21 protein-coding genes and 1 tRNA gene are annotated in these 21,360 nt (G+C 60.5%); 17 read left to right on the top strand and 5 right to left on the bottom strand.

Going from position 1 to position 21,360, the window contains the following annotated elements; all coding sequences use genetic code 11:
- Positions 1–81: 81 nt before the first annotated feature.
- Positions 82–2,097 (bottom strand): excinuclease ABC subunit UvrB, encoded by a 2,016-nt coding sequence (gene uvrB, locus D8U73_RS03645; RefSeq protein WP_056853724.1) that lies wholly within the window; start codon positions 2,095–2,097, stop codon positions 82–84.
- Between the two features lie 336 nt (positions 2,098–2,433).
- On the opposite strand from uvrB, the gene D8U73_RS03640 reads away from it, so the two are divergent.
- Together D8U73_RS03640 and D8U73_RS03635 are read left to right on the top strand one after the other, a co-directional pair.
- Complete coding sequence (locus tag D8U73_RS03640; RefSeq protein WP_056853725.1) at positions 2,434–3,630, top strand: amino acid aminotransferase; 1,197 nt, start codon at positions 2,434–2,436, stop codon at positions 3,628–3,630.
- 254 nt (positions 3,631–3,884) lie between these two features.
- Complete coding sequence (locus tag D8U73_RS03635; RefSeq protein WP_056857095.1) at positions 3,885–4,097, top strand: hypothetical protein; 213 nt, start codon at positions 3,885–3,887, stop codon at positions 4,095–4,097.
- Here D8U73_RS03635 and D8U73_RS03630 read toward each other — a convergent pair.
- A complete protein-coding gene (locus tag D8U73_RS03630; RefSeq protein ID WP_056857094.1) occupies positions 4,094–4,324 on the bottom strand; it encodes a hypothetical protein in 231 nt (76 codons plus the stop codon). The two genes, D8U73_RS03635 and D8U73_RS03630, sit on opposite strands and share 4 nt — an antisense overlap.
- 230 nt (positions 4,325–4,554) lie before the next feature.
- Between D8U73_RS03630 and D8U73_RS03625 the strand changes: the two genes are divergently transcribed.
- Positions 4,555–4,630, top strand: a tRNA-Asn gene (locus D8U73_RS03625).
- A gap of 78 nt (positions 4,631–4,708) precedes the next feature.
- Here D8U73_RS03625 and D8U73_RS03620 read toward each other — a convergent pair.
- From D8U73_RS03620 to D8U73_RS03610, 3 genes are all read right to left on the bottom strand, one after another.
- Positions 4,709–5,704, bottom strand: a complete 996-nt coding sequence (locus D8U73_RS03620; protein WP_130903756.1) for an AraC family transcriptional regulator — start codon at positions 5,702–5,704, stop codon at positions 4,709–4,711.
- Position 5,705: 1 nt separating this feature from the next.
- Entirely contained in the window at positions 5,706–6,719 is a 1,014-nt protein-coding gene (locus tag D8U73_RS03615; protein ID WP_177336616.1) for an AraC family transcriptional regulator, read from the bottom strand.
- Between the two features lie 259 nt (positions 6,720–6,978).
- Positions 6,979–8,229: an OprD family porin gene (locus tag D8U73_RS03610; RefSeq protein ID WP_130903755.1), complete on the bottom strand. Its 1,251-nt coding sequence runs from the start codon at positions 8,227–8,229 to the stop codon at positions 6,979–6,981.
- A gap of 360 nt (positions 8,230–8,589) precedes the next feature.
- Here D8U73_RS03610 and antA point away from each other — a divergent pair, with 360 nt between their 5' ends.
- The 14 genes from antA (at position 8,590) to D8U73_RS03540 (ending at position 21,341) form a co-directional block, all read left to right on the top strand.
- Positions 8,590–9,993 (top strand): anthranilate 1,2-dioxygenase large subunit, encoded by a 1,404-nt coding sequence (gene antA / locus D8U73_RS03605; RefSeq protein WP_056857105.1) that lies wholly within the window; start codon positions 8,590–8,592, stop codon positions 9,991–9,993.
- 2 nt (positions 9,994–9,995) lie between these two features.
- Positions 9,996–10,487: an anthranilate 1,2-dioxygenase small subunit gene (gene antB, locus D8U73_RS03600; RefSeq protein ID WP_056857091.1), complete on the top strand. Its 492-nt coding sequence runs from the start codon at positions 9,996–9,998 to the stop codon at positions 10,485–10,487.
- 19 nt (positions 10,488–10,506) lie between these two features.
- Complete coding sequence (gene antC / locus D8U73_RS03595; protein WP_130903754.1) at positions 10,507–11,529, top strand: anthranilate 1,2-dioxygenase electron transfer component AntC; 1,023 nt, start codon at positions 10,507–10,509, stop codon at positions 11,527–11,529.
- A 104-nt stretch (positions 11,530–11,633) separates the two neighbouring features.
- Positions 11,634–12,794 carry an ABC transporter substrate-binding protein gene (locus D8U73_RS03590; RefSeq protein ID WP_130903753.1) on the top strand — a complete coding sequence of 387 codons (1,161 nt, stop codon included), beginning with the start codon at positions 11,634–11,636 and terminating at the stop codon, positions 12,792–12,794.
- 66 nt (positions 12,795–12,860) lie between these two features.
- The gene (locus D8U73_RS03585) at positions 12,861–13,772 is read left to right on the top strand and encodes a branched-chain amino acid ABC transporter permease (RefSeq protein WP_046038155.1); all 912 of its coding nucleotides are present in this window, start codon (positions 12,861–12,863) and stop codon (positions 13,770–13,772) included.
- A gap of 10 nt (positions 13,773–13,782) precedes the next feature.
- Complete coding sequence (locus tag D8U73_RS03580; protein ID WP_056857088.1) at positions 13,783–14,799, top strand: branched-chain amino acid ABC transporter permease; 1,017 nt, start codon at positions 13,783–13,785, stop codon at positions 14,797–14,799.
- Positions 14,796–15,545 carry an ABC transporter ATP-binding protein gene (locus D8U73_RS03575; protein WP_056857087.1) on the top strand — a complete coding sequence of 250 codons (750 nt, stop codon included), beginning with the start codon at positions 14,796–14,798 and terminating at the stop codon, positions 15,543–15,545. The genes D8U73_RS03580 and D8U73_RS03575 overlap by 4 nt, the downstream gene beginning before the upstream one ends.
- Positions 15,538–16,224 carry an ABC transporter ATP-binding protein gene (locus D8U73_RS03570; protein WP_056857086.1) on the top strand — a complete coding sequence of 229 codons (687 nt, stop codon included), beginning with the start codon at positions 15,538–15,540 and terminating at the stop codon, positions 16,222–16,224. Before D8U73_RS03575 ends, D8U73_RS03570 begins: the two co-directional genes overlap by 8 nt.
- 6 nt (positions 16,225–16,230) lie before the next feature.
- Positions 16,231–17,025 carry an alpha/beta hydrolase gene (locus tag D8U73_RS03565; RefSeq protein WP_130903752.1) on the top strand — a complete coding sequence of 265 codons (795 nt, stop codon included), beginning with the start codon at positions 16,231–16,233 and terminating at the stop codon, positions 17,023–17,025.
- 121 nt (positions 17,026–17,146) lie between these two features.
- Entirely contained in the window at positions 17,147–18,091 is a 945-nt protein-coding gene (locus D8U73_RS03560) for a PDR/VanB family oxidoreductase (protein ID WP_130903751.1), read from the top strand.
- A gap of 17 nt (positions 18,092–18,108) precedes the next feature.
- The gene (locus tag D8U73_RS03555; protein ID WP_130903750.1) at positions 18,109–19,440 is read left to right on the top strand and encodes an aromatic ring-hydroxylating dioxygenase subunit alpha; all 1,332 of its coding nucleotides are present in this window, start codon (positions 18,109–18,111) and stop codon (positions 19,438–19,440) included.
- Positions 19,430–19,963 carry an aromatic-ring-hydroxylating dioxygenase subunit beta gene (locus D8U73_RS03550; protein WP_056857082.1) on the top strand — a complete coding sequence of 178 codons (534 nt, stop codon included), beginning with the start codon at positions 19,430–19,432 and terminating at the stop codon, positions 19,961–19,963. The genes D8U73_RS03555 and D8U73_RS03550 overlap by 11 nt, the downstream gene beginning before the upstream one ends.
- Complete coding sequence (locus D8U73_RS03545) at positions 19,963–20,556, top strand: cysteine hydrolase (protein WP_056857081.1); 594 nt, start codon at positions 19,963–19,965, stop codon at positions 20,554–20,556. The genes D8U73_RS03550 and D8U73_RS03545 overlap by 1 nt, the downstream gene beginning before the upstream one ends.
- Positions 20,553–21,341, top strand: a complete 789-nt coding sequence (locus D8U73_RS03540) for an SDR family oxidoreductase (RefSeq protein ID WP_130903749.1) — start codon at positions 20,553–20,555, stop codon at positions 21,339–21,341. The genes D8U73_RS03545 and D8U73_RS03540 overlap by 4 nt, the downstream gene beginning before the upstream one ends.
- The last annotated feature ends 19 nt before the right edge of the window (positions 21,342–21,360 follow it).

The raw sequence follows: 21,360 nt of genomic DNA, 5'->3' as shown, positions 1-21,360 counted from the left end.
CCTCTCTCTTTGGACTCAGGGTCAACATACAAGGAGCGAGGCTTGCCCGCGAAGGGGCCAGTACAGACACCACAAAGAAACTCAAACGGTAATCAAGCGCTCCCGCAACTTGCCAATTTCATCGCGCATCTGCGCCGCGGCTTCGAATTCCAGATCACGCGCCAATGCATACATCTTCTCTTCCAGGGCCTTGATGCGCTTGGCGATCTCCCCTGGTGTACGCAATTCCGCCTCGTATCTGGCGTTTTCTTCGGCCGCCTTGGCCATGCCCTTGCGCTTTTTGCTGCGCGAACCTGGCACGGTGGCGCCTTCCATGATGTCGGCGACATCCTTGAACACGCCTTTGGGCGTGATGCCATGCGCCAGGTTGAAGGCGATCTGCTTGTCGCGACGACGTTCGGTTTCCCCGATCGCCCGCTCCATGGACCCGGTAATCCGGTCGGCATACAAAATCGCCCGACCGTTGAGGTTACGCGCTGCCCGACCGATGGTCTGGATCAGCGAGCGCTCGGAACGCAGGAATCCTTCCTTGTCGGCGTCGAGAATCGCCACCAGCGACACCTCAGGCATGTCCAGACCTTCGCGCAGCAGGTTGATCCCCACCAGCACGTCAAAAGTGCCCAGGCGCAGATCACGGATGATTTCGACCCGCTCTACGGTGTCGATGTCCGAGTGCAGGTAGCGCACGCGCACGCCGTGATCGGCCAGGTAGTCGGTCAAGTCTTCGGCCATGCGCTTGGTCAGCGTGGTGACCAGCACGCGCTCTTCCAGGGCAACGCGCTTGGTGATTTCCGAGAGCAGGTCATCGACCTGAGTCAGGGCCGGGCGGATTTCGATTTGCGGGTCCACCAGCCCGGTCGGCCGCACCACCATGTCGATGACGCGCCCGGCGTGCTCGGCTTCATAATTGCCCGGGGTCGCCGAGACGAAGATCGTTTGCGGGCTGATGGCCTCCCATTCATCGAAACGCATCGGCCGGTTATCCAGCGCCGATGGCAGGCGAAAACCGTATTCCACCAGTGTTTCTTTACGCGAGCGGTCACCTTTATACATTGCGCCAACCTGCGGCACGCTGACGTGGGATTCGTCGATCACCAGCAAGGCATCGGCCGGCAGGTAATCGTAGAGGGTCGGTGGTGGCGCGCCGGCTTCACGGCCGGACAGATAGCGCGAGTAGTTTTCGATGCCATTGCAGTAACCCAATTCGAGGATCATCTCCAGGTCGAATCGGGTGCGTTGCTCCAGGCGCTGGGCTTCCACCAGTTTGTTGTTGGAACGCAGGTATTCCAGGCGCTCCTTCAACTCGACCTTGATGCCTTCGACCGCGCCCATCAGGGTTTCCCTTGGCGTCACGTAGTGGCTTTTCGGATAGAAGGTGAAGCGCGGCAGTTTGCGGATCACTTCGCCGGTCAGCGGATCGAACGCCGACAGGCTTTCGACCTCGTCGTCGAACAGCTCGATGCGGATCGCTTCGAAATCCGATTCCGCCGGGTGGATATCGATCACGTCGCCACGCACGCGGAAGGTCGCACGGGCGAAATCCATGTCATTGCGGGTGTATTGCAAGTCAGCGAGGCGTCGCAGCAATTCGCGCTGGTCTAGCCGATCGCCGCGATCCACGTGCAGCACCATTTTCAGATAGGTTTCCGGGCTGCCCAGACCGTAGATGCACGACACCGTGGTGACGATGATCGCGTCCTTGCGCTCCAGCAACGCCTTGGTCGCGGACAGACGCATCTGTTCGATGTGGTCGTTGATCGAGGCGTCTTTCTCGATGAAGGTGTCCGACGATGGTACGTAAGCCTCGGGCTGGTAGTAGTCGTAATAGGAAACGAAGTACTCCACGGCATTGTTCGGGAAGAACGCCTTGAACTCGCCGTACAACTGCGCCGCCAGGGTCTTGTTCGGCGCCAGCACCAGCGTCGGACGCTGCACCTGCGCGATTACGTTGGCGATACTGAAGGTCTTGCCCGAACCAGTCACACCGAGCAATGTCTGGTGCGCCAACCCGGCTTCGATGCCCTCGACCATCAGGCGAATGGCTTCAGGCTGATCGCCGGCAGGTTCGAAACGGGTGACTAGCTGGAATTCAGACATGTAAAACCTCTGGGATCACGCTTGCCGGCAAAACCGGCACGAACGAGAAAGACCGCAAACGACCGATGTCGCCCGAGGAAAAAACTGGATTGCGCTCAATGTGGAGCCGATTGCCGTCGCTTTCAAGGCAAACGTCCTACATCGCGTAATGCTTTGGACGACACCAATCGACTAACGGTCGAAAAATAATCGGAAAAACTTAACGTAAAAGCCGTTTCGTCTGTCGCCATCGATCGCAGATGGCCTCTATACTAGCTCCCCGTTTGTGCACCGCTCTAGTGCATTCGGCTGGAGCGCGACACGTCCCTCCATTCTCCATTCAGAGCCGCCGCAAAAATGAGCCTGTTCTCCGCTGTCGAAATGGCACCACGCGATCCAATCCTGGGCCTCAACGAAGCATTCAACGCCGATACCCGTACCAACAAGGTCAACCTGGGAGTCGGTGTTTATTGCAACGAGGAGGGGAAAATTCCACTCCTGCGCGCCGTTGTCGAAGCCGAAACCATTCGCGTCGCTCAACACGCTTCCCGGGGCTACTTGCCCATCGACGGCATCGCGGCCTACGACCAGGCTGTGCAAAAACTGCTGTTCGGCAATGATTCGCCGCTGATCGCTGCCGGTCGCGTCATCACCACTCAGGCTGTGGGTGGTACCGGTGCACTGAAAATCGGTGCCGACTTCCTCAAGCAACTGCTGCCGAACGCCGTCGTGGCAATCAGCGACCCGAGCTGGGAAAACCACCGCGCGCTGTTCGAAACCGCCGGTTTCCCGGTGCAGAATTACCGTTACTACGACGCCGCGACCCACGACGTGAACCGTGTGGGCCTGCTGGAAGACCTGAACGCCCTGCCAAACGGCTCGATCGTTGTGCTGCACGCCTGCTGCCACAACCCGACCGGTGTGGACCTGAGCCCGGCGGACTGGAAAAACGTCCTGGAAGTGGTCAAGGCCAAAGGCCACGTGCCTTTCCTCGATATGGCCTACCAAGGTTTTGGCGATGGCATCGACGAAGACGCAGCAGCCGTGCGCCTGTTTGCCGAATCGGGCCTGACCTTCTTCGTCTCCAGCTCGTTCTCCAAATCGTTCTCGCTGTACGGCGAGCGCGTGGGTGCCCTGTCGATCGTCAGCGAATCGAAAGAAGAAAGCGCGCGCGTGCTGTCGCAAGTCAAGCGCGTGATCCGTACCAACTACTCCAACCCGCCGACCCATGGTGCGAGCATCGTTGCAGCCGTGTTGAACAGCCCGGAACTGCGCGCCCAGTGGGAAGCCGAACTGGCCGAAATGCGCCTGCGCATTCGCGGCATGCGCACCCAGATGGTCGAGACCCTGGCGAAAAACGCACCACAGCGTGATTTCAGCTTCGTCGGTCGTCAGCGCGGCATGTTTTCCTACTCCGGCCTGAGCGTTGAGCAGGTTCACCGTCTGCGCAACGAGTTCGGCATCTACGCCCTGGACACCGGTCGTATCTGCGTAGCTGCGTTGAACCAAAGCAACATCAAGGCTGTAACGGATGCGATTGTTCAGGTGATCTGAATCGCGCCGTGACACGAAAACGGGAAGCCTTTGGGCTTCCCGTTTTTTTTGTTTGTGGCAGATAAATCTCAATGCGGTGGCTGCGACCTCTAAACTCCACCCAAGTAAATTGTAGGAGCGAGCCTGCTCGCGATGGGTATCAACGATAACGCTGGCAACCTGACACCCAGCGATGTCCGCAGGTTCATCGCGAGCAGGCTCGCTCCTACAGGTTTTTTTTGTGTTTGTACCTGAGATGTCTTATGAGAGCCGATATGAAAAACGACAACCTGCGTGCTGACCGCGATGACCTGGATGACCTGGATCGCTTCATCCCTCGCGCCCCGGCCAAACAACGCGGCAACAACCTGGTGATGCAAGTCGCTGCCGGCGTATTTCTCGGCGGTCTGGCCTTGTGGCTGGTGCAACTGGGCGCCACGGCGCTGTATGCCAAACTGATGCTTGGCACGATCACTTTCGGCGGCTAGGCCAACTCGGTCGCGCGCTGGCTGGCGGCGTCGTCATAGGCGACGTAAAGCGCTTCGGCAACCTGGCTCTTGATCGCCTTGGTGCTTTCCAGGCCCAGGACGAACCCTTCAGCCTTGCCACCGGCGCGGTTCAACTCATCAGAGGTGCTGGCCTGGGTAATTGCGTCGAAGAGTTTTTCAGCGTGCGGACCAACCCCTTTGGGCAGACTGATCTGGGTGATGCTCATGCAGGCACCTCGTGGTTTCGAGGCGTTGTGGAGGTCAAACGAGACATGGCGCGTACCTTTTCGGCGAATGGCCGGCAGCGCGTGTAACCACTTCCGGGCAGCCATGGTAGACCCCGCCAGTGATTCTGGTAACCGCCAATCACCGATAAACCACCGTCCGTCCCCATGAATCGCGGAAGTTAATATCGGGCGCTTGACTTCTCTTTTTGAATCAGTAACATAGGCGCCATTCCGCGATAGCTCAGTTGGTAGAGCAAGTGACTGTTAATCACTGGGTCCCTGGTTCGAGTCCAGGTCGTGGAGCCAGACAAGGTTCGGAGATCAAAATCTCCAGCCATCAAAAAACCCGCCTTATGGCGGGTTTTTTTGTGCTCGCGTTTCCTGCTATGCCTGAGACTTCATCGTCTGCTTTGGCAGCTCTCCAAACCGCTGCCGATAGTAATTGGCAAACCGCCCCACATGGCCAAAGCCGAATTCCAGCGCCACCTCAGTCACGCTGGAATAGGGCCTCGCCAGCAAGTACTCCCGGGCGGCTTCCAGGCGTAATCCGCGCAAGCGGTCCATAGGGCTTTGACCGTATTCGCGCTGGCACAAGGTATTTAAGCTGCGAATGCTTACCCCGACGGCAACCGCCAATTCTGCCAGCGTAATGCCCTGGGCAAGGTGCTCGCGCATACACGCTTCGATTTTCTGCAGTTGGCGTGTGGGCTGGCGCGGCAACGAGGATTCTTGTTGTGTAATGCCACAATGGCTGAGCAGAAACAGCGGCAGGCTCTGCTCCAGATGCTGCAACCAGCGCGAAGGCGTAGCGCTCGCTTCGCCATCGGGTAGATGCTCCAGCAATTCGCTGACCAGTCGAAACCAGCGCATCGCCAAGGGCCGTTGCAGGCGGCTGACCGGCGCCAGCGTGAAGTCCGATGGCAAATCGTCGGCCAGCGCGTTCTGGCTGGCGTCGAGCAATGCCCGTGGCAATTTGAGGATCAGTTGCTCACAGCCCTCCTCCCACACCACACGCGCGTGTTCACGCGGGGACAGAATCGCCACTTCTCCGGGGCTGACGCCATAGCCCATGCCGTCGGACTCAAGGGTGGCACTGCCGCGCAGTGGCATCTGTACCAGTACGAAATCTTCGAAAGGCCGCGGGCGGATCTCCACCTGGCCACCGTAGCGCAACGCATACAGTTCGCAGCTGGCGACCTGGCCGCGATAGAATGCCGTGTCGACACCGCCCCGTGGCCAATCCAGCTCATGCTCCACCAGCGCTTGCCCCATCAAACGCTGGGTTTCCTGCGCCGAACGGCTGGTGAAAACCGGCTCGCGGCACATCAGCGACAAGTTCAGGCCCACGCTGTTGGCGGTGGCGGCGTGTAAAGTCGTCATTTCAAAGCGACCGGTTGCGACGGGCTTCGCTGCGTTGCAAGGTGGCGCTCGGCGTTTCGTTGAACAGCTTGCGGTATTCGCTGGCGAACCGACCCAGATGCGAGAACCCCCAACACATTGCGATCACCGAAATGTTGCGCACCGAGGCGTCTTCGAGGATTTCCTGGCGCACCGCGCCGAGGCGATACTTTTTCAGGTAAGCCATGGGCGAGACGCCGAAGTGTTTGCGAAAGCCTTCGAACAGTTTGAAGCGGGACACGCCTGCTGCCGCCTCGATGTCCTCCAGGTGCATGTCTTCGCGGGCGTTGCTTTCGATGAAATCCTTGGCGCGTATCAAGTAGTACGGCAACTTGGCGCCCAATTGGTCACGCAGTTCAGCACTGTAGTTGTTGGGCTGCGAAAGGATCAGGCCCTTGATCAGCGCGCTTTCGATATCGCGGGTGAAGAACACCTGATTGAACAGATCCTGGCCGCGCTCAAGTTCATCGATGTAATAACGGGCCAGCCGCCACCAGGAGGCAGAGGCGCCGTTGACCGCGTCCATCACCGGCTCGAACTTCAGCGGCATTTCCAACGGGCGCTGCAGCATGCCTTCCAGGGTCTGTCGCATGGCCATGCGGGTAATCACCACGGAGATCTTGTGGCAGTCACCGGCCATGGTCAGTGACTGGGTTTCGTGGGGGGTGACGATCAGGCCCTGGTCCTGATTGGAGTACAACCGGCGACCGTCCTTGAGCAACTCTTGCTCGCCACGAATCGGCAGGCTGAGGCTGTAGCAATTGAGGTGTTCGGCATCTTCGACGCCGATGGTCACGTCGGTGCCGTATTCCATCCGGCCCAAGGTCGTGGACATGGATTTGAACACATTGGCCTTGTGGTGAAATTGAATCCGGTTCGGCTGGCTGGTCTGCAACTCATGTGGCCCGCAAATGCCGGCCATCCATGCGCGGGCACCGGCCAGGTCGTAGCGATCTATGCGGATATCTCGAAACTGGGCAACATTTGGTTCAGTCATTTCAGTACACCCACGGCAATGGACATCGACACGCTCTTCGGCGCGTATTCTCATTGGATTTGCAAGGGCTGTGCCCAGCCGGCGCGAACAAGCGATATCCGCATTTTTTGGCTAGTAATCGGAAACAATCTGGATATTGAACGCGTTGCGCGTCGTTGATGCACACGGCAACAGTGCCGATAAAGGTCGACGCCAAGGGTAATGCGCTACCCAAGGCGTCACTTCAGCGCACAACCGCGTTCGATTTGAGGGCAGGACGTTACCAAAATTTCCAGGTGTAAGTAGTGATCAGACGGTTCTCCACCCAGTCATTGCCGTGGCTGAATTTGGCGACAACATTGCCGGCTTCCACACCCACGCCCTTGAGCGGACCGCTTTGCACCACATAAGACAGCACCAGGTTACGCTCCTGCTCCGCTGCCTGGCTGAGGTTGTCGCCACGGTCCACCGAAGTACCCTTGAAGTAACGGGTCATGAAGTTCAGGCCCGGTACGCCGAGGGCGGCGAAATCGAAGTCATAACGCAGCTGCCAGGATTTTTCGTTGGGCTTGATGAACCCTACCCGCGACCAGTTCACCAGAAACGGCTGGGGTACATAACCACCCAAAGTCGGAAAGTTGCTGTCGCCGAGCATCCGCTGGTAGCCCACGCCGAATCGATGGCCGCCCTTTTTGAGCGAGGTCATGGCACCGTAGGAGCTGTTATCAATGTTTCCGTACAGGGCCTCGCCATCTTCGTTGTTATTGAAGTAACGCAGGTCGGTCTTCAGCCCATAACCGTCACCCAGATCCGCCAGGTGAGTGATACCCAGATAGTGCTGTTGATAGATGTCTTCCAGTTGCGCGTAGAAGTAGGTGCCGGTCACTGAGGGCGTCAAGGCATAACTGGCGCCGGCGAGGTTCAGACCGTCGCTGCCGTGGCGCACGCCGGAGCCGGTCTGCAGGTACAGTTTTTCGTAATTGGAGGAGTTACGCGCGCCGATTTCCGTCAGGCGTCCGGCGGTCAATGTCAGACGATCGACTTCCTTGGACTCGAGCAAGGCGCCGCGATAGGTCGTGACCAACTGGCGCGAGTCGTCAATGATCACCACTGGCAGAAACGGCCGCAACTCACCGACTTTCAGTTCGGTTTTTGAATAGCGCATTTTCAGCGTCACACCGCCACGGCCATATTCATCGGCCTGCTCCTGACGACTCTGGCTGTACGGGATGATGGTGTCATCGCCACGCCCGCCACCGCCGTCCAGTCGAAAGGCATACTGCGCCTCTGCATCGAGGCCGAACTGCAGCGGGCCATCGGTATAGCCGGAGGCAAAACGCAGGTCGAAACCCTGGGTCCAACTGCCCACTTGCGAATGGGGCGGGTTGTTCTCCTTGTAATCCCGATCAAGGTAAAAGTTGCGGGTACCCAACGTCAGCTTGCTGTCACTGACTACATCTGCCTGTGCCAACAATGGCGTCAACAAGCCAACTGCTTGAACCCCCCGAACTAACCACGCTTTATGCAACATATTATTTCTTCCCCCTGCCGCTTATATAGCAACACATGAATAGAAGGCACTTCGGGTACAGAACCCAGGGCCATGAGCAATGGCAGTTTTAGTGACCTGAAGCGAGACACTCTGGTGGTGCTTCGATTGAAATTAAGCCGTAACAAGTTCATCAGCGGCTATCCCGTTACTGAACGACAAATAGCCGTTTGCTCAGCCAGCGATCGCGATGAAAGCCCGTGTTTACGGGGATATATCGTCAACAGCTGCGTATCAGGGCTTATTTTCCGGATGGGTTTCCACTAATAAGCGGATAGACCCTGCCGGTCACCCCGTCATTAAATGAAGGCACGAATTAGCCCATTGGCCGAGGACTGGGAAATGACAACTGCACGAAGTGTCGAACAGTGGAAAAGTTATATCGAAAGTTGCCTGGACTTCCGCCCGCAAGACGGTGTTTATCGCATTGCCCGCGATATGTTTACCGATCCGGAATTGTTCGATCTGGAAATGGAACTGATTTTCGAGAAGAACTGGATCTATGCCTGTCACGAAAGCGAGATCGCCAATAACCATGACTTCATGACGATGCGGGCCGGTCGCCAGCCACTGATCATTACCCGTGACGGTGAAGGTCGCCTCAACGCCCTGATCAACGCCTGCCAGCACCGCGGCACCACCCTCACCCGCGTCGGCAAGGGCAACCAGTCAACCTTCACCTGCCCCTTCCATGCCTGGTGCTACAAAAGCGACGGGCGCCTGGTGAAGGTCAAGGCGCCGGGCGAGTATCCCGAAGGTTTCGACAAGGCCACCCGCGGCCTGAAAAAAGCCCGTATCGAAAGCTACAACGGCTTTGTGTTCGTCAGCCTCAACGTAGAGGGCACCGATACCCTGGAAGACTTCCTCGGTGACGCCAAGGTGTTCTTCGACATGATGGTGGCGCAGTCGCCGACCGGTCAGCTCGAAGTCCTGCCGGGCAAGTCGGCCTACACCTACGACGGTAACTGGAAACTGCAGAACGAGAACGGCCTGGACGGCTATCACGTCAGCACCGTTCACTACAACTACGTAGCCACCGTTCAGCACCGCCAACAGGTCAATGCCGAGAAAGGCCTGACCGCCAGCGACACCTTGGACTACAGCAAGTTGGGCGCAGGCGACAAGGAAACCGATGACGGCTGGTTCGCCTTCCACAATGGCCACAGCGTGCTGTTCAGCGACATGCCCAACCCGGCCGTGCGCCCGGGTTACGCCAGCATCATGCCGCGCCTGATCCAGGAACACGGCCAAGGCAAGGCCGAGTGGATGATGCACCGCCTGCGCAACCTCAACGTCTACCCGAGCATGTTCTTCCTCGACCAGATCAGCTCGCAGCTGCGGATCATCCGCCCGCTGGCCTGGAACAAGACAGAAATCAACAGCTTCTGCCTGGGCGTCGTCGGCGAGTCGGATGCGGATCGGGAAAACCGCATTCGTCAGTTCGAAGACTTCTTCAACGTGTCCGGCATGGGCACCCCCGACGACCTGGTGGAGTTCCGTGAAGCCCAGCGTGGTTTCCAGGCGCGCCTGGAGCGCTGGAGCGATATTTCCCGCGGCCAGGGCAAGTGGGTCGAAGGCCCGACTCGCAACAGCGAGACCATTGGCATCGCACCGGCACTGACCGGCACCGAATTCACCCATGAAGGCCTGTACGTCAATCAGCACGCCAACTGGCAGCGCTTTTTGCTTGAGGGCCTGGCGCGCAAGGCTGCCGAACAACAACCGTTGAAACTGCGTGAGGTGTGAAGATGAATTCGCAACTGCAATACCGCGTCGAGCAATTTCTTTACCGTAAAGCCGAAGCCTGCGATGCCCAGGACTGGGACACCTACCTGGCCATGTTCAGCGACGACAGCGAATTCCATCTGCCGCAATGGGATTCGGAACACGTCTACACCACCGACCCGAAAAAAGGCATGTCGCTGATCTATTACCCCAACCGGGGCGGCCTGGAAGACCGGGTGTTCCGTATTCGCACCGGCAAAGCGGCGTCGACCATCCCGATGCCGCGCACCCTGCACCTGATCAGCAATGTGCGCATCGCGTCGCTGCAGGACGATGAGCTGGAAGTGCGCGTCAACTGGAACACCCTCTACTACCGCATGCAGACCGCCGAACAGTTCTTCGGCCACGCCACGTATCGTCTGCGCCCCGACGGCGAGAGCTGGAAAATCGCCCGCAAACATGTGGTTCTGCTCAACGACACGATCAACTCCGTGCTCGATTTCTACCATCTCTGAACCCTGCGGATTAACGCTCATGACGTACAAGGTCGCCTTCAGTTTCGCCGACGGCAAAACACTCTTCTGCAACGTGCAGAACAATGAAATCCTGCTCGACGCGGCACTGCGCAGTGGAATCAAGATTCCGTTGGACTGCCGCGAAGGGGTTTGCGCGACCTGCCAGGGCCGCTGTGAATCCGGGCAGTACACCCAGGACTATGTGGACGAAGAGGCCTTGTCCGCCAGCGACCTGGTAGAGCGCAAAATGCTGACCTGCCAGACGCGCGTGCAGTCGGACGCGGCTTTCTATTTCGATTTCGATTCCAGCCTCTGCGGCAGCAACGGCCCGAGCAGCCTGCATGGCACTGTGAGCGAGGTGCGGCAAGTCTCCCCGACCACCGCCATCGTGCATGTGGAAGTCGGCGCAGCGGGCGCGGCGCTGGACTATCTGCCGGGACAGTACGCTCGCCTGAAAGTACCGGGTACCGAACATCGGCGCTCGTATTCCTTTGCCTGCGCGCCGGGCAGCAGCAACTTGCAGTTCCTCATCCGACTGCTGCCCAGCGGCGTGATGACCGACTACGTGCGCGATCGCTGCCAGGTCGGCGACGTGATTCACATGGAGGCGCCGCTGGGTGCCTTCTACTTGCGCCATGTCGACCGGCCGCTGGTGATGGTAGCCGGCGGCACCGGGTTGTCGGCATTCCTCGGCATGCTCGATCAGATCGCCGCGCAGCAAGGCTGCGGCCACCCGGTGCACCTGTACTACGGCGTGCGCGAGGCCGCGGACCTGTGCGAGGTTTCGCGCATCGAAGCCTATGCCGCACGAATCCCGGGATTCCGTTTTACGCCGGTGGTCAGCAACCCCGCCCCCGACTGGCCGGGCAAGACCGGTTACATCGCCGAACACCTCGAATTGGCCGAACTGCGTGACCAGCCATTTGACCTGTACCTGTGCGGCCCGCCGCCGATGGTCGAGTCGATCAAGGACTGGCGCCAGCACCACGGCCTGGACCACAGCCGTCTTTACCTGGAGAAGTTCACCGAGAGCAACAGCTGACGCAGCACCCCATAACAACAATCAATCGGCCCGACCGAACACCGAATCACTGCCCTCATCGACATCTACCGTGCGTTGGCACGACCTACTTCATAGGCCGCCTCATGAAAAACCTGGTATTGCGTGCATGTCTGGCAACCTCCCTCTGCGCAGCGACGGCTGCCCAGGCCGTGGAGCCTGTCCGAATCGGCTTCATCACCACCCTCTCCACCCCCGCCGGCTACCTGGGCGAAGACTCGCGAGACGGCTTCCAGCTGGCGATCGATCAGGAAGGCGGCAAGCTCGGCGGCGTGCCGGTGCAACTCATCGTGGAAGATGACGGCCTGCAACCGGCCAAGGCCAAGCAGATCGCCGACCGCATGAGCCTGGACGGCATTTCGCTGTTTACCGGGGTGATTTTTTCCAACGTGCTGGCGGCCGTGATCAACACCGCCACCAAGGACGCCTTCTACGTCAGCAACAACACTGCGCCCTCGACCCTGGCCGGTGAAAAATGCATGGCCAACTACTTCGTCGGCTCCTACCAGAACGACACCCCGCACGAAATGGCCGGTGTCGCTGCCAACGAGCTGGGCTACAAGAAGATGGTGATTCTGGCGCCCAACTATCAGGGCGGTCGGGACGCTTTGGCCGGCTTCAAGCGCACCTTCAAGGGCGAAGTGACCGAGATCTACACCAAGCTCAACCAACTGGATTTTTCGGTGGAACTGGCGCGCGTGCGTGCACTGACACCGGATGCGATCTTCCAGTTTCATCCGGGTGGTGGCGGCATCAACTTCGCCAAGCAATACGGCGGCTCGGGCCTGTCGGCGCAAATCCCGATGGTGGTGCCGGTGTTCTCCATGGATGAACGCATGCTCGCCGCCGTCGGTGATGTGGCCAAGGGCACCAACGTCGTCACCCTCTGGAACCCGCAATCGGACAATCCGGCCAACCAGGCTTTCGTCAAGGCCTTCACCGAGAAATACAAGCGCGCCCCGACGGTGTATGCCGCCCAGACCTACGACACGGCACGGCTGATCGGCGCCGCCCTGAAAACTTCCCAAGGCAATCTGAAAGACCAGCCGGCTTTCCGCGCGGCGATGAAGAACGTCCAGTTCGATTCCATTCGCGGTGACTTCAGCTTCGCCCAGAACCAGCACCCGGTGATCGACTGGTACCTGCTGCAAGTGCAGGCCGGTGCCGACGGCAAGCTGGTGGAAGTGCCGATCAGGACCCTGGCGACCCGCCACGTCGACAGCTACGCCGCTCAATGCTCGATCTGACCGGCACCTGAGCCCTGTCCTCGCCCTGCAGCACAGCTGCGGGGCGTTTTCGTGAGGAACGCAGTCATGTTATTGCTCGAACAGATTCTCAACGGCCTGCAATACAGCGCCTTGCTGTTTTTGCTGGCCTCAGGCCTGACCCTGATTTTCGGCATCATGGGCGTGATCAATCTGGCCCACGGTGCTTTCTATATGGTCGGCGCGTTCTGTGCTGCCTACACCGCCATGGCCACCGGCTCGTTCTGGCTGGGTGGCCTGGCCGCGCTGATCGGCTCGGCCTGTTACGGCGCGCTGATCGAAACTTCGATCATGCGCCGCCTCTACAATCGCGATCACCTGGATCAGGTACTGGCGACATTGGCCGTGGTGTTTTTCAGCAACGAACTGCTGACCCTGATCTTCGGCCGCAGCCCACCGGCGATGCCCACACCCGAGTGGTATTCAAGTTTTGTCGAAGTGCTGCCGGGGCTGATGTACCCGGTCAGCCGGCTGCTGTTCATCGCCGCAGGGCTGGTAGTGGCTGTCGGCATGTGGCTGCTGATCAACCACACGCGCCTGGGCATGCTGATTCGCGCCGGTGCCGACGACCACGAAATGGTCGGCGCGCTGGGCGTCAACATCGCCCGGCTGTACACCCTGGTGTTCGTATTCGGCTGCGTACTGTGCGGCCTGGCCGGTTTCATGGCCGCACCGCTGCTGTCGGTGGAAATCGGCATGGGTGAAAAGATCCTGATCACCACCTTCGTGGTCATCGTCGTCGGCGGTGTCGGCTCGGTGCGCGGTGCGTTGGTGGGGGCGTTACTGATCGGCATGGTCGACAGCCTCGGCCGTGCCTACATTCCGCCGCTGCTGGACCAGCTGTTACCCAGCGAAACCAGCGGCACCCTGAGCGCCGGGCTGATTTCCGCCAGCGCCTACATCGTCATGGCCCTGGTGCTGCTGGTTCGCCCACGCGGCCTGCTGCCGGCCCGCGCCTGAGGAGAACGCTATGTCACCACGCCTCATCATCGACCTCGCGTGCCTGGCGACATTCGCCTGCATGCCGCTGCTGGCTCACTGGTTGCACGAACCTTACCTGGTCAGCTTCTTCACCCGCCTTGCCATCTACGGCATGGCGGCCATCAGCCTGGACCTGCTGATCGGCTACGGCGCCATGGTCAGCTTCGGCCATGCCGCGTTCTTCGGCCTGGGCGGTTACATTGTTGGCATCGTTGCTTTTCATACTTCGCAAGGCATGCCGTTGTGGGGCTGGGAAGGCAGCAACAGTGCGCTGGTGGTGTGGCCCCTGGCCTTGCTGGTCTGCGCACTGCTCTCGCTGCTGGTGGGTTATCTGTCGCTGCGCACCAGTGGCGTGCAGTTCATCATGATCACACTGGCGTTCGGCCAGATGCTCTACTTCGTGCTCGGTTCGCTGTCGTTGTACGGCGGCGACGACGGCATTCTGCTTAACGAGCGCAATACCTTCGGCGCGCTGGATCTGGGTGACGCCAACCACTTCTACTACCTGTGCGTGGCCTTGCTGGCCGGCTGGTTGCTGCTGTGCCGGCGACTGGTCAATTCACGTTTCGGTTTTGTGTTGCGCGGGCTCAAGCAAAGCGAGCGGCGCAGCGTCAGCCTGGGCCTCAAACCCTTGCGCTATCGCCTGACGGCGTTTGTGATCGCCGGCACCGGCGGTGGCCTGGCGGGGATTTTGTGGGCTAACTACGCGTTATTCGTGAGCCCCGACATGGGCGCCTGGCACAAGTCCGGCGAGCTGATGGCGATGGTGATCCTCGGTGGCGTCGGCACCCTGCTCGGCCCACTGCTGGGCGCGGCCACTTACCTGGGCCTTGAACAGGTGCTGAGCCAGTGGACCGAGCACTGGATGCTGATCTTCGGGCCTCTGCTTTTGCTGGTAGTGCTGTTCGGCAAGAAAGGCGTCTACGGATTGCTGCTGAGTCTGTTGCAGCGCAAACCGAAGAGAGTTGCCATCAAACCGAACGCCGCTGTGGAGGCACGCCCATGAGCGCACAACTATCGATTCATGATCTGCACAAGGCCTTCGGCGCGGTGAAGGCCACTAACGGCGCCAGCCTTGAACTGGCCAAGGGCGAGTTGCACGCCATCATTGGCCCCAACGGCGCCGGTAAATCCACGCTGATCGCGCAGATCGCCGGGGAGATTTTTCCCGACCAGGGCCAGATTCACCTCAATGGCCAGGACATTACCCGCGTGCCGGCCTGGCAGCGGCCGCGCCTGGGATTGGCGCGGGCCTTCCAGGTCAGCCAGCTGTATACCGAGTTCACCCTGCTGGAAAACGTCGCCCTGGCCATCGCTGCCCGCGACGGCAAGGCGTTCGGCATGTGGCGTCCGCTGAGCCGCGACACCCGCCTGCTGGAACCGGCGCAGGGCTACTTGCAACAGGTGGGCCTGGGTCTTCGCGCACAAGACCCGGTCCACGAACTGTCCCATGGCGAACGGCGGCAACTGGAGATCGCACTCGCACTGGCCCAGGAAGCTTCGGTGCTATTGCTTGATGAACCGATGGCCGGGATGGGGGCCGACGAATCTGCGCGCATGACCGAGCTGCTGCACAGCCTCAAGGGCCGGTACGCGATCCTTCTGGTCGAACACGACATGGACGCGGTATTCGCCCTCGCCGACCGCATCACGGTGCTGGTGTATGGCCAGACGGTGCTGACCGGCAGCGTCGAGCAAGTGCGCAATGACCCGCAAGTACGGGCCGCTTACCTGGGAGAAGAACATGCTTGAGGTTCAAGGTTTGAAAGCAGGCTACGGCTTGAGCCAGGTGTTGTTCGACATGCACCTGAGCATCGAGCAGGGCCAGGTGGTGTCGCTGATCGGCCGCAACGGCATGGGCAAGACCACCACGGTCAAGTCGATCATGGGATTGCTCAAGCCCAGTGCCGGCAGCATCCGCATCAACGGCACGGAAATGCGTGGAGCTGCGCCCTATCGCATCGCCAAGGCCGGCCTGGGCCTGGTGCCGGAGGGTCGCCGCGCGTTCGGAACCTTGAGCGTGCGGGAAAATCTGCTGGCCACCGCTACGCGGGGCAAGTGGGATCTGGCGCGGGTCTATGAACTGTTTCCGCGCTTGCTGGAACGCCAGGACCAACTGTCACGCACCCTGTCAGGCGGCGAGCAGCAGATGCTGGTAGTCGGCCGCGCGTTGTTGACCAACCCCAACCTGCTGATTCTCGACGAAGCCACTGAAGGCCTGGCACCGATCATTCGCGAGCAGATCTGGAGTTGCCTGGCCACCCTCAAGGCCGAGGGCGAGACGATTCTGGTAATTGACAAAAACCTCAAGGAAATGGCGCGGGTGGTCGACCGTCATCACATCATCGAGAAGGGACGACAGGTCTGGGACGGCACACCGCTGGAACTGGCGGCGCAACCCGAACTGTCACAACGCTACCTGGGAGTGTGAGCGGACATGGACCTCGATCAGGCTTACAACAACGTCGCCGCCGTGGGTAATTTTCCACAGATCATGCAGGGCTTTCGTCAACGCAGTGCCCAGACCTACAAGCGCCATGCCTGGCAACGTGACCTGGCGTATGGCGATGCCATACGCGAGCGATTCGACTGGTACGCCCAGACGACTGCCGGGGCGCCGACACTGCTGTTCATCCACGGCGGTTACTGGCAGGCCTCGGACAAGGAAGACTACGCCTTTATCGCAGAAGGCCTGATCGAGGCCGGCTGCAATGTCGGGTTGCTGGAGTACACCCTGGCGCCCGAGGCAAGCATGGGCACCATCGTCGGCCAGATCGGCAAGGCTCTGGACTACCTGTTGGCGCATCGCGAATTTTTCAACATAGGCCAGCAAGTGGTGCTGTGCGGGCACTCGGCGGGTGGCCACCTGACTGCGTTGCATCGCCGGCATCCGCTGGTGACCCTGGCCATGCCGATCAGCGGCCTGATGGAGCTGGAACCCATCAGCCGTTGCTGGCTGAACGACAAGCTGCAACTGAGCGACGAAGACATCCAGCGCTATAGCCCGCAAAGGCTGATCGGCGATGGCGCACCGCTGCTGCTGACCGTGGGCGCAGATGAGTTGCCGGAGTTGATACGCCATTCCCGCGAGTACGCCAGTGCCTGTCGCGAGGCCGGGCAGGCCGTGAGCCTGGTCGAGCTTGCAGGGTGTCATCACTTTGCAGTGCTGGACGATCTGGCGAAGGCTGAGGGTGAACACTTGCGGGTTTTACTTGAGTTGCTGAACCGGTAGGAGCGGGCCTCGCTCCTGCAACAATCACTCTCGCCAGAAGTGGATACCGGTTTGCCGTTTGCGGCTTTTTTGACCCTCTGAGGCTTCATACAGTGGCTACGAATTCAGACAGGAATTGCGTATGTCCAGCCTCTCGCTCAGGGTCCAACAGATCGAGCCTCTGACCCCAAGAATCCGCCGCGTGCTGCTGGTGTCCAGCAACGCCCAGCCATTGCCCGGCTTCACCGCCGGGGCGCACCTTGAGTTGCATGTCCCTGGCAGTCGCGCTCAACGCCGAGCCTATTCGCTGGTCAACCTGCCCGATGGTGCACACTACGAAATCGCCGTTCAGCTCGAAGAGTCGAGCACAGGTGGATCGCGTTGGGTGCACTCGCTCAAGGTCGGCGATGAACTGCTGGCCGAGGCGCCACGCAACCACTTCCCATTGTGTGAAACCACCGAGCATGCCCTGCTGATCGCCGGGGGCATCGGTATCACGCCGATGCTCAGCATGGCCCGGTCACTGCAAGCAGCGGGCAAGTCCTTCACCCTGCATTACGCCGGTCGCGACGAAACGCAGATGGCCTATCTGCCAGAAGCTCGCGCCTGCCTCGACCACCATTGCTGGATCAGCGGCGGCGACCCGCAAAAGCGCTTGCCTGCCGCCGCGATCCTTGCCGCGCCAAGACCCGGCCTGCACCTCTATATCTGCGGCCCGACCGCCCTGCTCAACAGCGTGCTGTCCTGCGCTCGCGAACAGGGCTGGGCAGAAGATCACCTGCATTACGAACTGTTCAGCGGCGCTTTGGAAATGGCCGGCGATCAAGGCTTTGAAGTGCACCTGCGCGAAAGCGGCGTGAACCTGCAGGTGGCCGCCGGGCAAAGCGTGCTGGACGCCATGCTCCAGGCCGGCCTGGACCCGATGTTCGATTGCCGACGAGGTGACTGCGGGGTGTGCGTCGCCCAGGTCATCGACGGTCAGCCAGACCACCGTGACATCTGCCTGTCGGAGCGCGAACGCGCCACCGGCAGTTTCTGCACCTGTGTCTCCCGTGCCAGCAGCGCGCTGCTGGTGCTCGATCTGTGACAAGCCGAGGACATCCCGTGATACCGACCAACGAGCAAATTGCTGCCTTGATTCGCGAGGACAGCGTACACAAGAGCGTCTACACCGATCCGACCCTGTTCAAGCTGGAAATGGAGCGCATCTACGGCAACGCCTGGATCTACGTTGGCCATGAAAGCCAGGTGAAAAACCACGGCGATTACCACACCACGCGCATCGGCGATCAGGACGTGATCATGGTGCGCGGCGCCAACCAGCAAGTCAGCGTGCTGTACAACCGCTGCCCGCACAAGGGCGCCAAACTGGTCGCCGACGGTGACGGCAGTGTCGGCAAATTCTTCCGCTGCCCGTACCACGCCTGGACCTTCAAACTCGACGGCCAACATTTGTCGGCACCGCTCAAAAGTGGATTCGAAGGCACTTGCTACGACCCCAAGCACCCGGATTTTTCCATGGTCAGCGTTGCCCGCGTCGAGACCTATCGCGGCTTCGTGTTCGCCAGCCAGGCAGCGTTCGGACCGGACTTGAAATCTTTCCTGGGCGGCGTCATCACCTCCATCGACAACCTCTGTGACCGCTCACCGATCGGTGAAGTCGAGGTCGCAGGCGGCATCTTCCGTGTTCAGCAGCGTTCGAACTGGAAGGTGTTCTACGAGAACCTGCACGACACCATGCATGCCCGCGTGACCCACGAATCGTCGGTAGACGCGGCGCGTGGCGAAGCCGAAGCCATCGGTGAAATGCCCTTCGAGTTGCTGATCATGGACGGCAACGGCGAACCCTACGACTTCTGGGAAAAACTCGAACTGCGCGCCTACCACAACGGCCACGGCTACATGGAAGCGATCTTCGACCCGGCCGCCGCCGAGCGCGACGAGGTCTCCCGCGCTCACTTCGAATGCCTGAGCCAAGCCTACGGCGAGCAGCGCGCCAAGGAAATTCTGGGCATGAACCGCCACAACACGGTGATTTACGGCAGCGGATCGCCGCACACGGTGTTCATGCAATTCCGGGTCATCCGCCCCATCGCCGTGGACCAGACCATGGTCGAGATCCAGACCTTCCGCTGCAAGGGTGCTCCAGATGCCGTGTTCGACCGCGCGCTGACCTACGCGAACGTCATCAACTCGCCCTCCTCCAACGTGATGCCCGACGACGTCGAAGTCTATGCCCGCTGTCAGGAAGGCAACATGACCCGCGGTGGCGAGTGGATCAGCATGCACCGCTACGCGGGCACCGATAAGCCGCTGGAAGACGGAGCAGTGTCCACCAACGGCACCAGCGAACTGCCGATGCGCAACCAGTTCGCCGCCTGGAAACAGTTCATGACCGCCACCCTGATCGCCAAGGAGAGCACCCATGCTGCTTGACCGCCGTATCGACGTCGACACCCGCCAGTTGACTCCCGCCCAGGTTCCCGTCGAAACCCTGCGCCAGCTCGAACAGTTTCTTTACCAAGAGGCGCGCCTGCTCGATGAGCGGCGTTTCTGGGAGTGGGACAAGCTGTTCACCGACACCGGCATGTACTGGGTGCCGCACAAGCACGAGCAAGCCAACCCGTTCGACCATATCTCGCTGTTCTGGGAAAACCGCATGCTGCGCGAGGTGCGGATCCGCCGCGTGGAAAACGCCCGCAATTGGTCGCAGCAACCGCAGACGCAAACCGCGCACCTGGTCGGCAACGTGATGGTTGAAGGTCTAGATGCCCAGGGCCTGCTGGTGGTCAGCGCCAGCTTCCAGTACAGCGAATGGCGTCTGGAGCAACGCCAACTCGCCGGTCGCTACACCTATAAATTGGCCGCCCGGGAAAGCGGCGGCTGGCAGATCCAGCTCAAGCGCGTGGACCTCATCAACTGCAACGATGTGTTCGCCAATCTTGAGGTATTCGTGTGATGAACGCGCCGATGCTGATCGCCCTGCATTATCAGAACGACGTATTGCATCCCGAAGGCAAGATTCAGGTCGGGCTCGGCGCCGATGACGGCGTGCGTGCTGAGCTGCTCGACGCTGCCGGCCGACTGCTCGCCGGCGCACGCGCCAAGGGCTGGCCAATCGTTCACGTGCGTGTGGCGTTCCGACCGGACTACGCCGACCTGATCCAGAACGCGCCGATATTGCGCACGGTCGCCACCCTTGGCGCCGTCCGGGAAGGCAGTTGGGGCGCGGAATTCCTCGGCGCTCTGGCCCCGCTCAACAGCCGCCGTGAGTTCGTTGTCACCCATCAGCGGATCAATGCGTTTTATGGCTCGCCGCTTGAAACCGTGGTGCGCCAATTCAATCCCTCGCACCTTTTGATAGCCGGCGTGGCCACCCACTCGGTGGTGGAAAGTACGGTGCGCCATGCGGTGGATTGCGGTTTCGAGGTGACGGTCGCAGCGGATGCCTGCGCCAGCGCAGACAGCGGCGCACACGCGGCATCGCTGGCGAGCATGGCGCTGATCGCCCGAATCCGTCAGGTCAATGAAGCTCTGGAGGACTTGTCATGATGCTCGAAGGCAAAGTGGCCATTGTGACCGGCAGCACCCAGGGTCTGGGCCTGGACATTGCTCGGCAGCTGTCGACCGAGGGTGCACGGGTGATGCTGGTGGGGCGCAACGCCGACAGTGGCCAGGCACTGGCGCAGGAACTCGATTGCGGATTTTCGGCTTGTGACGTGGAGCGCGACGAGGACATCGACGCGTGCATCGCGGCCACGCTGGCCCGTTTCGGCCGGCTCGACATACTGGTCAACAACGCTTGCCTGTACGCCGATCAAGGCCTGGCCTCGAACCGCGCACAGTGGCTGAAAACCCTGAACGTCAATCTGGTGTCGGCGGCGATCTTTACCCAGAAGGCCGCCGTGCATCTGCCCAGCGGTGGCGTGGTGATCAACATCGGCAGCACCGGTGGCAAGTTCGGCGCGGCCGGGCGCGCGCTCTACCCCGCCTCCAAAGCCGGCATCCTGCAACTGACAAAAAACCTGGCGATGACCCTGGCTCCGGAACAAATCCGGGTGCTGAGTGTGTCACCTGCCTGGACCTGGTCGCCCAGCGTCGCCGAACTGAGCGACAACGACCCGCAGCTGGCCGATCGGGTCGGGGCACCTTTTCACCCGCTCGGCCGCATCGGTCGCGGCCATGAGATAGCTAGCGTCGTGGCCTTTCTATGCAGCACCAGTGCCGGTTGGATGACCGGTGTCGATGTGCCGGTGGACGGCGGCTTTTCGATTCTCGGACCAGATCGTGGCGTGTCGCCGCGCGCGTGGTTCCAACAACACCGTGACAGCCAATAACTCCTGATAACCGAATGAG

Origin of the sequence: Pseudomonas sp. Sample_22, from assembly GCF_004307635.1 — a bacterium.
In the GTDB taxonomy this organism is placed as follows: Bacteria; Pseudomonadota; Gammaproteobacteria; order Pseudomonadales; family Pseudomonadaceae; genus Aquipseudomonas.
This window is presented reverse-complemented; position numbering and strand designations above follow the sequence as displayed.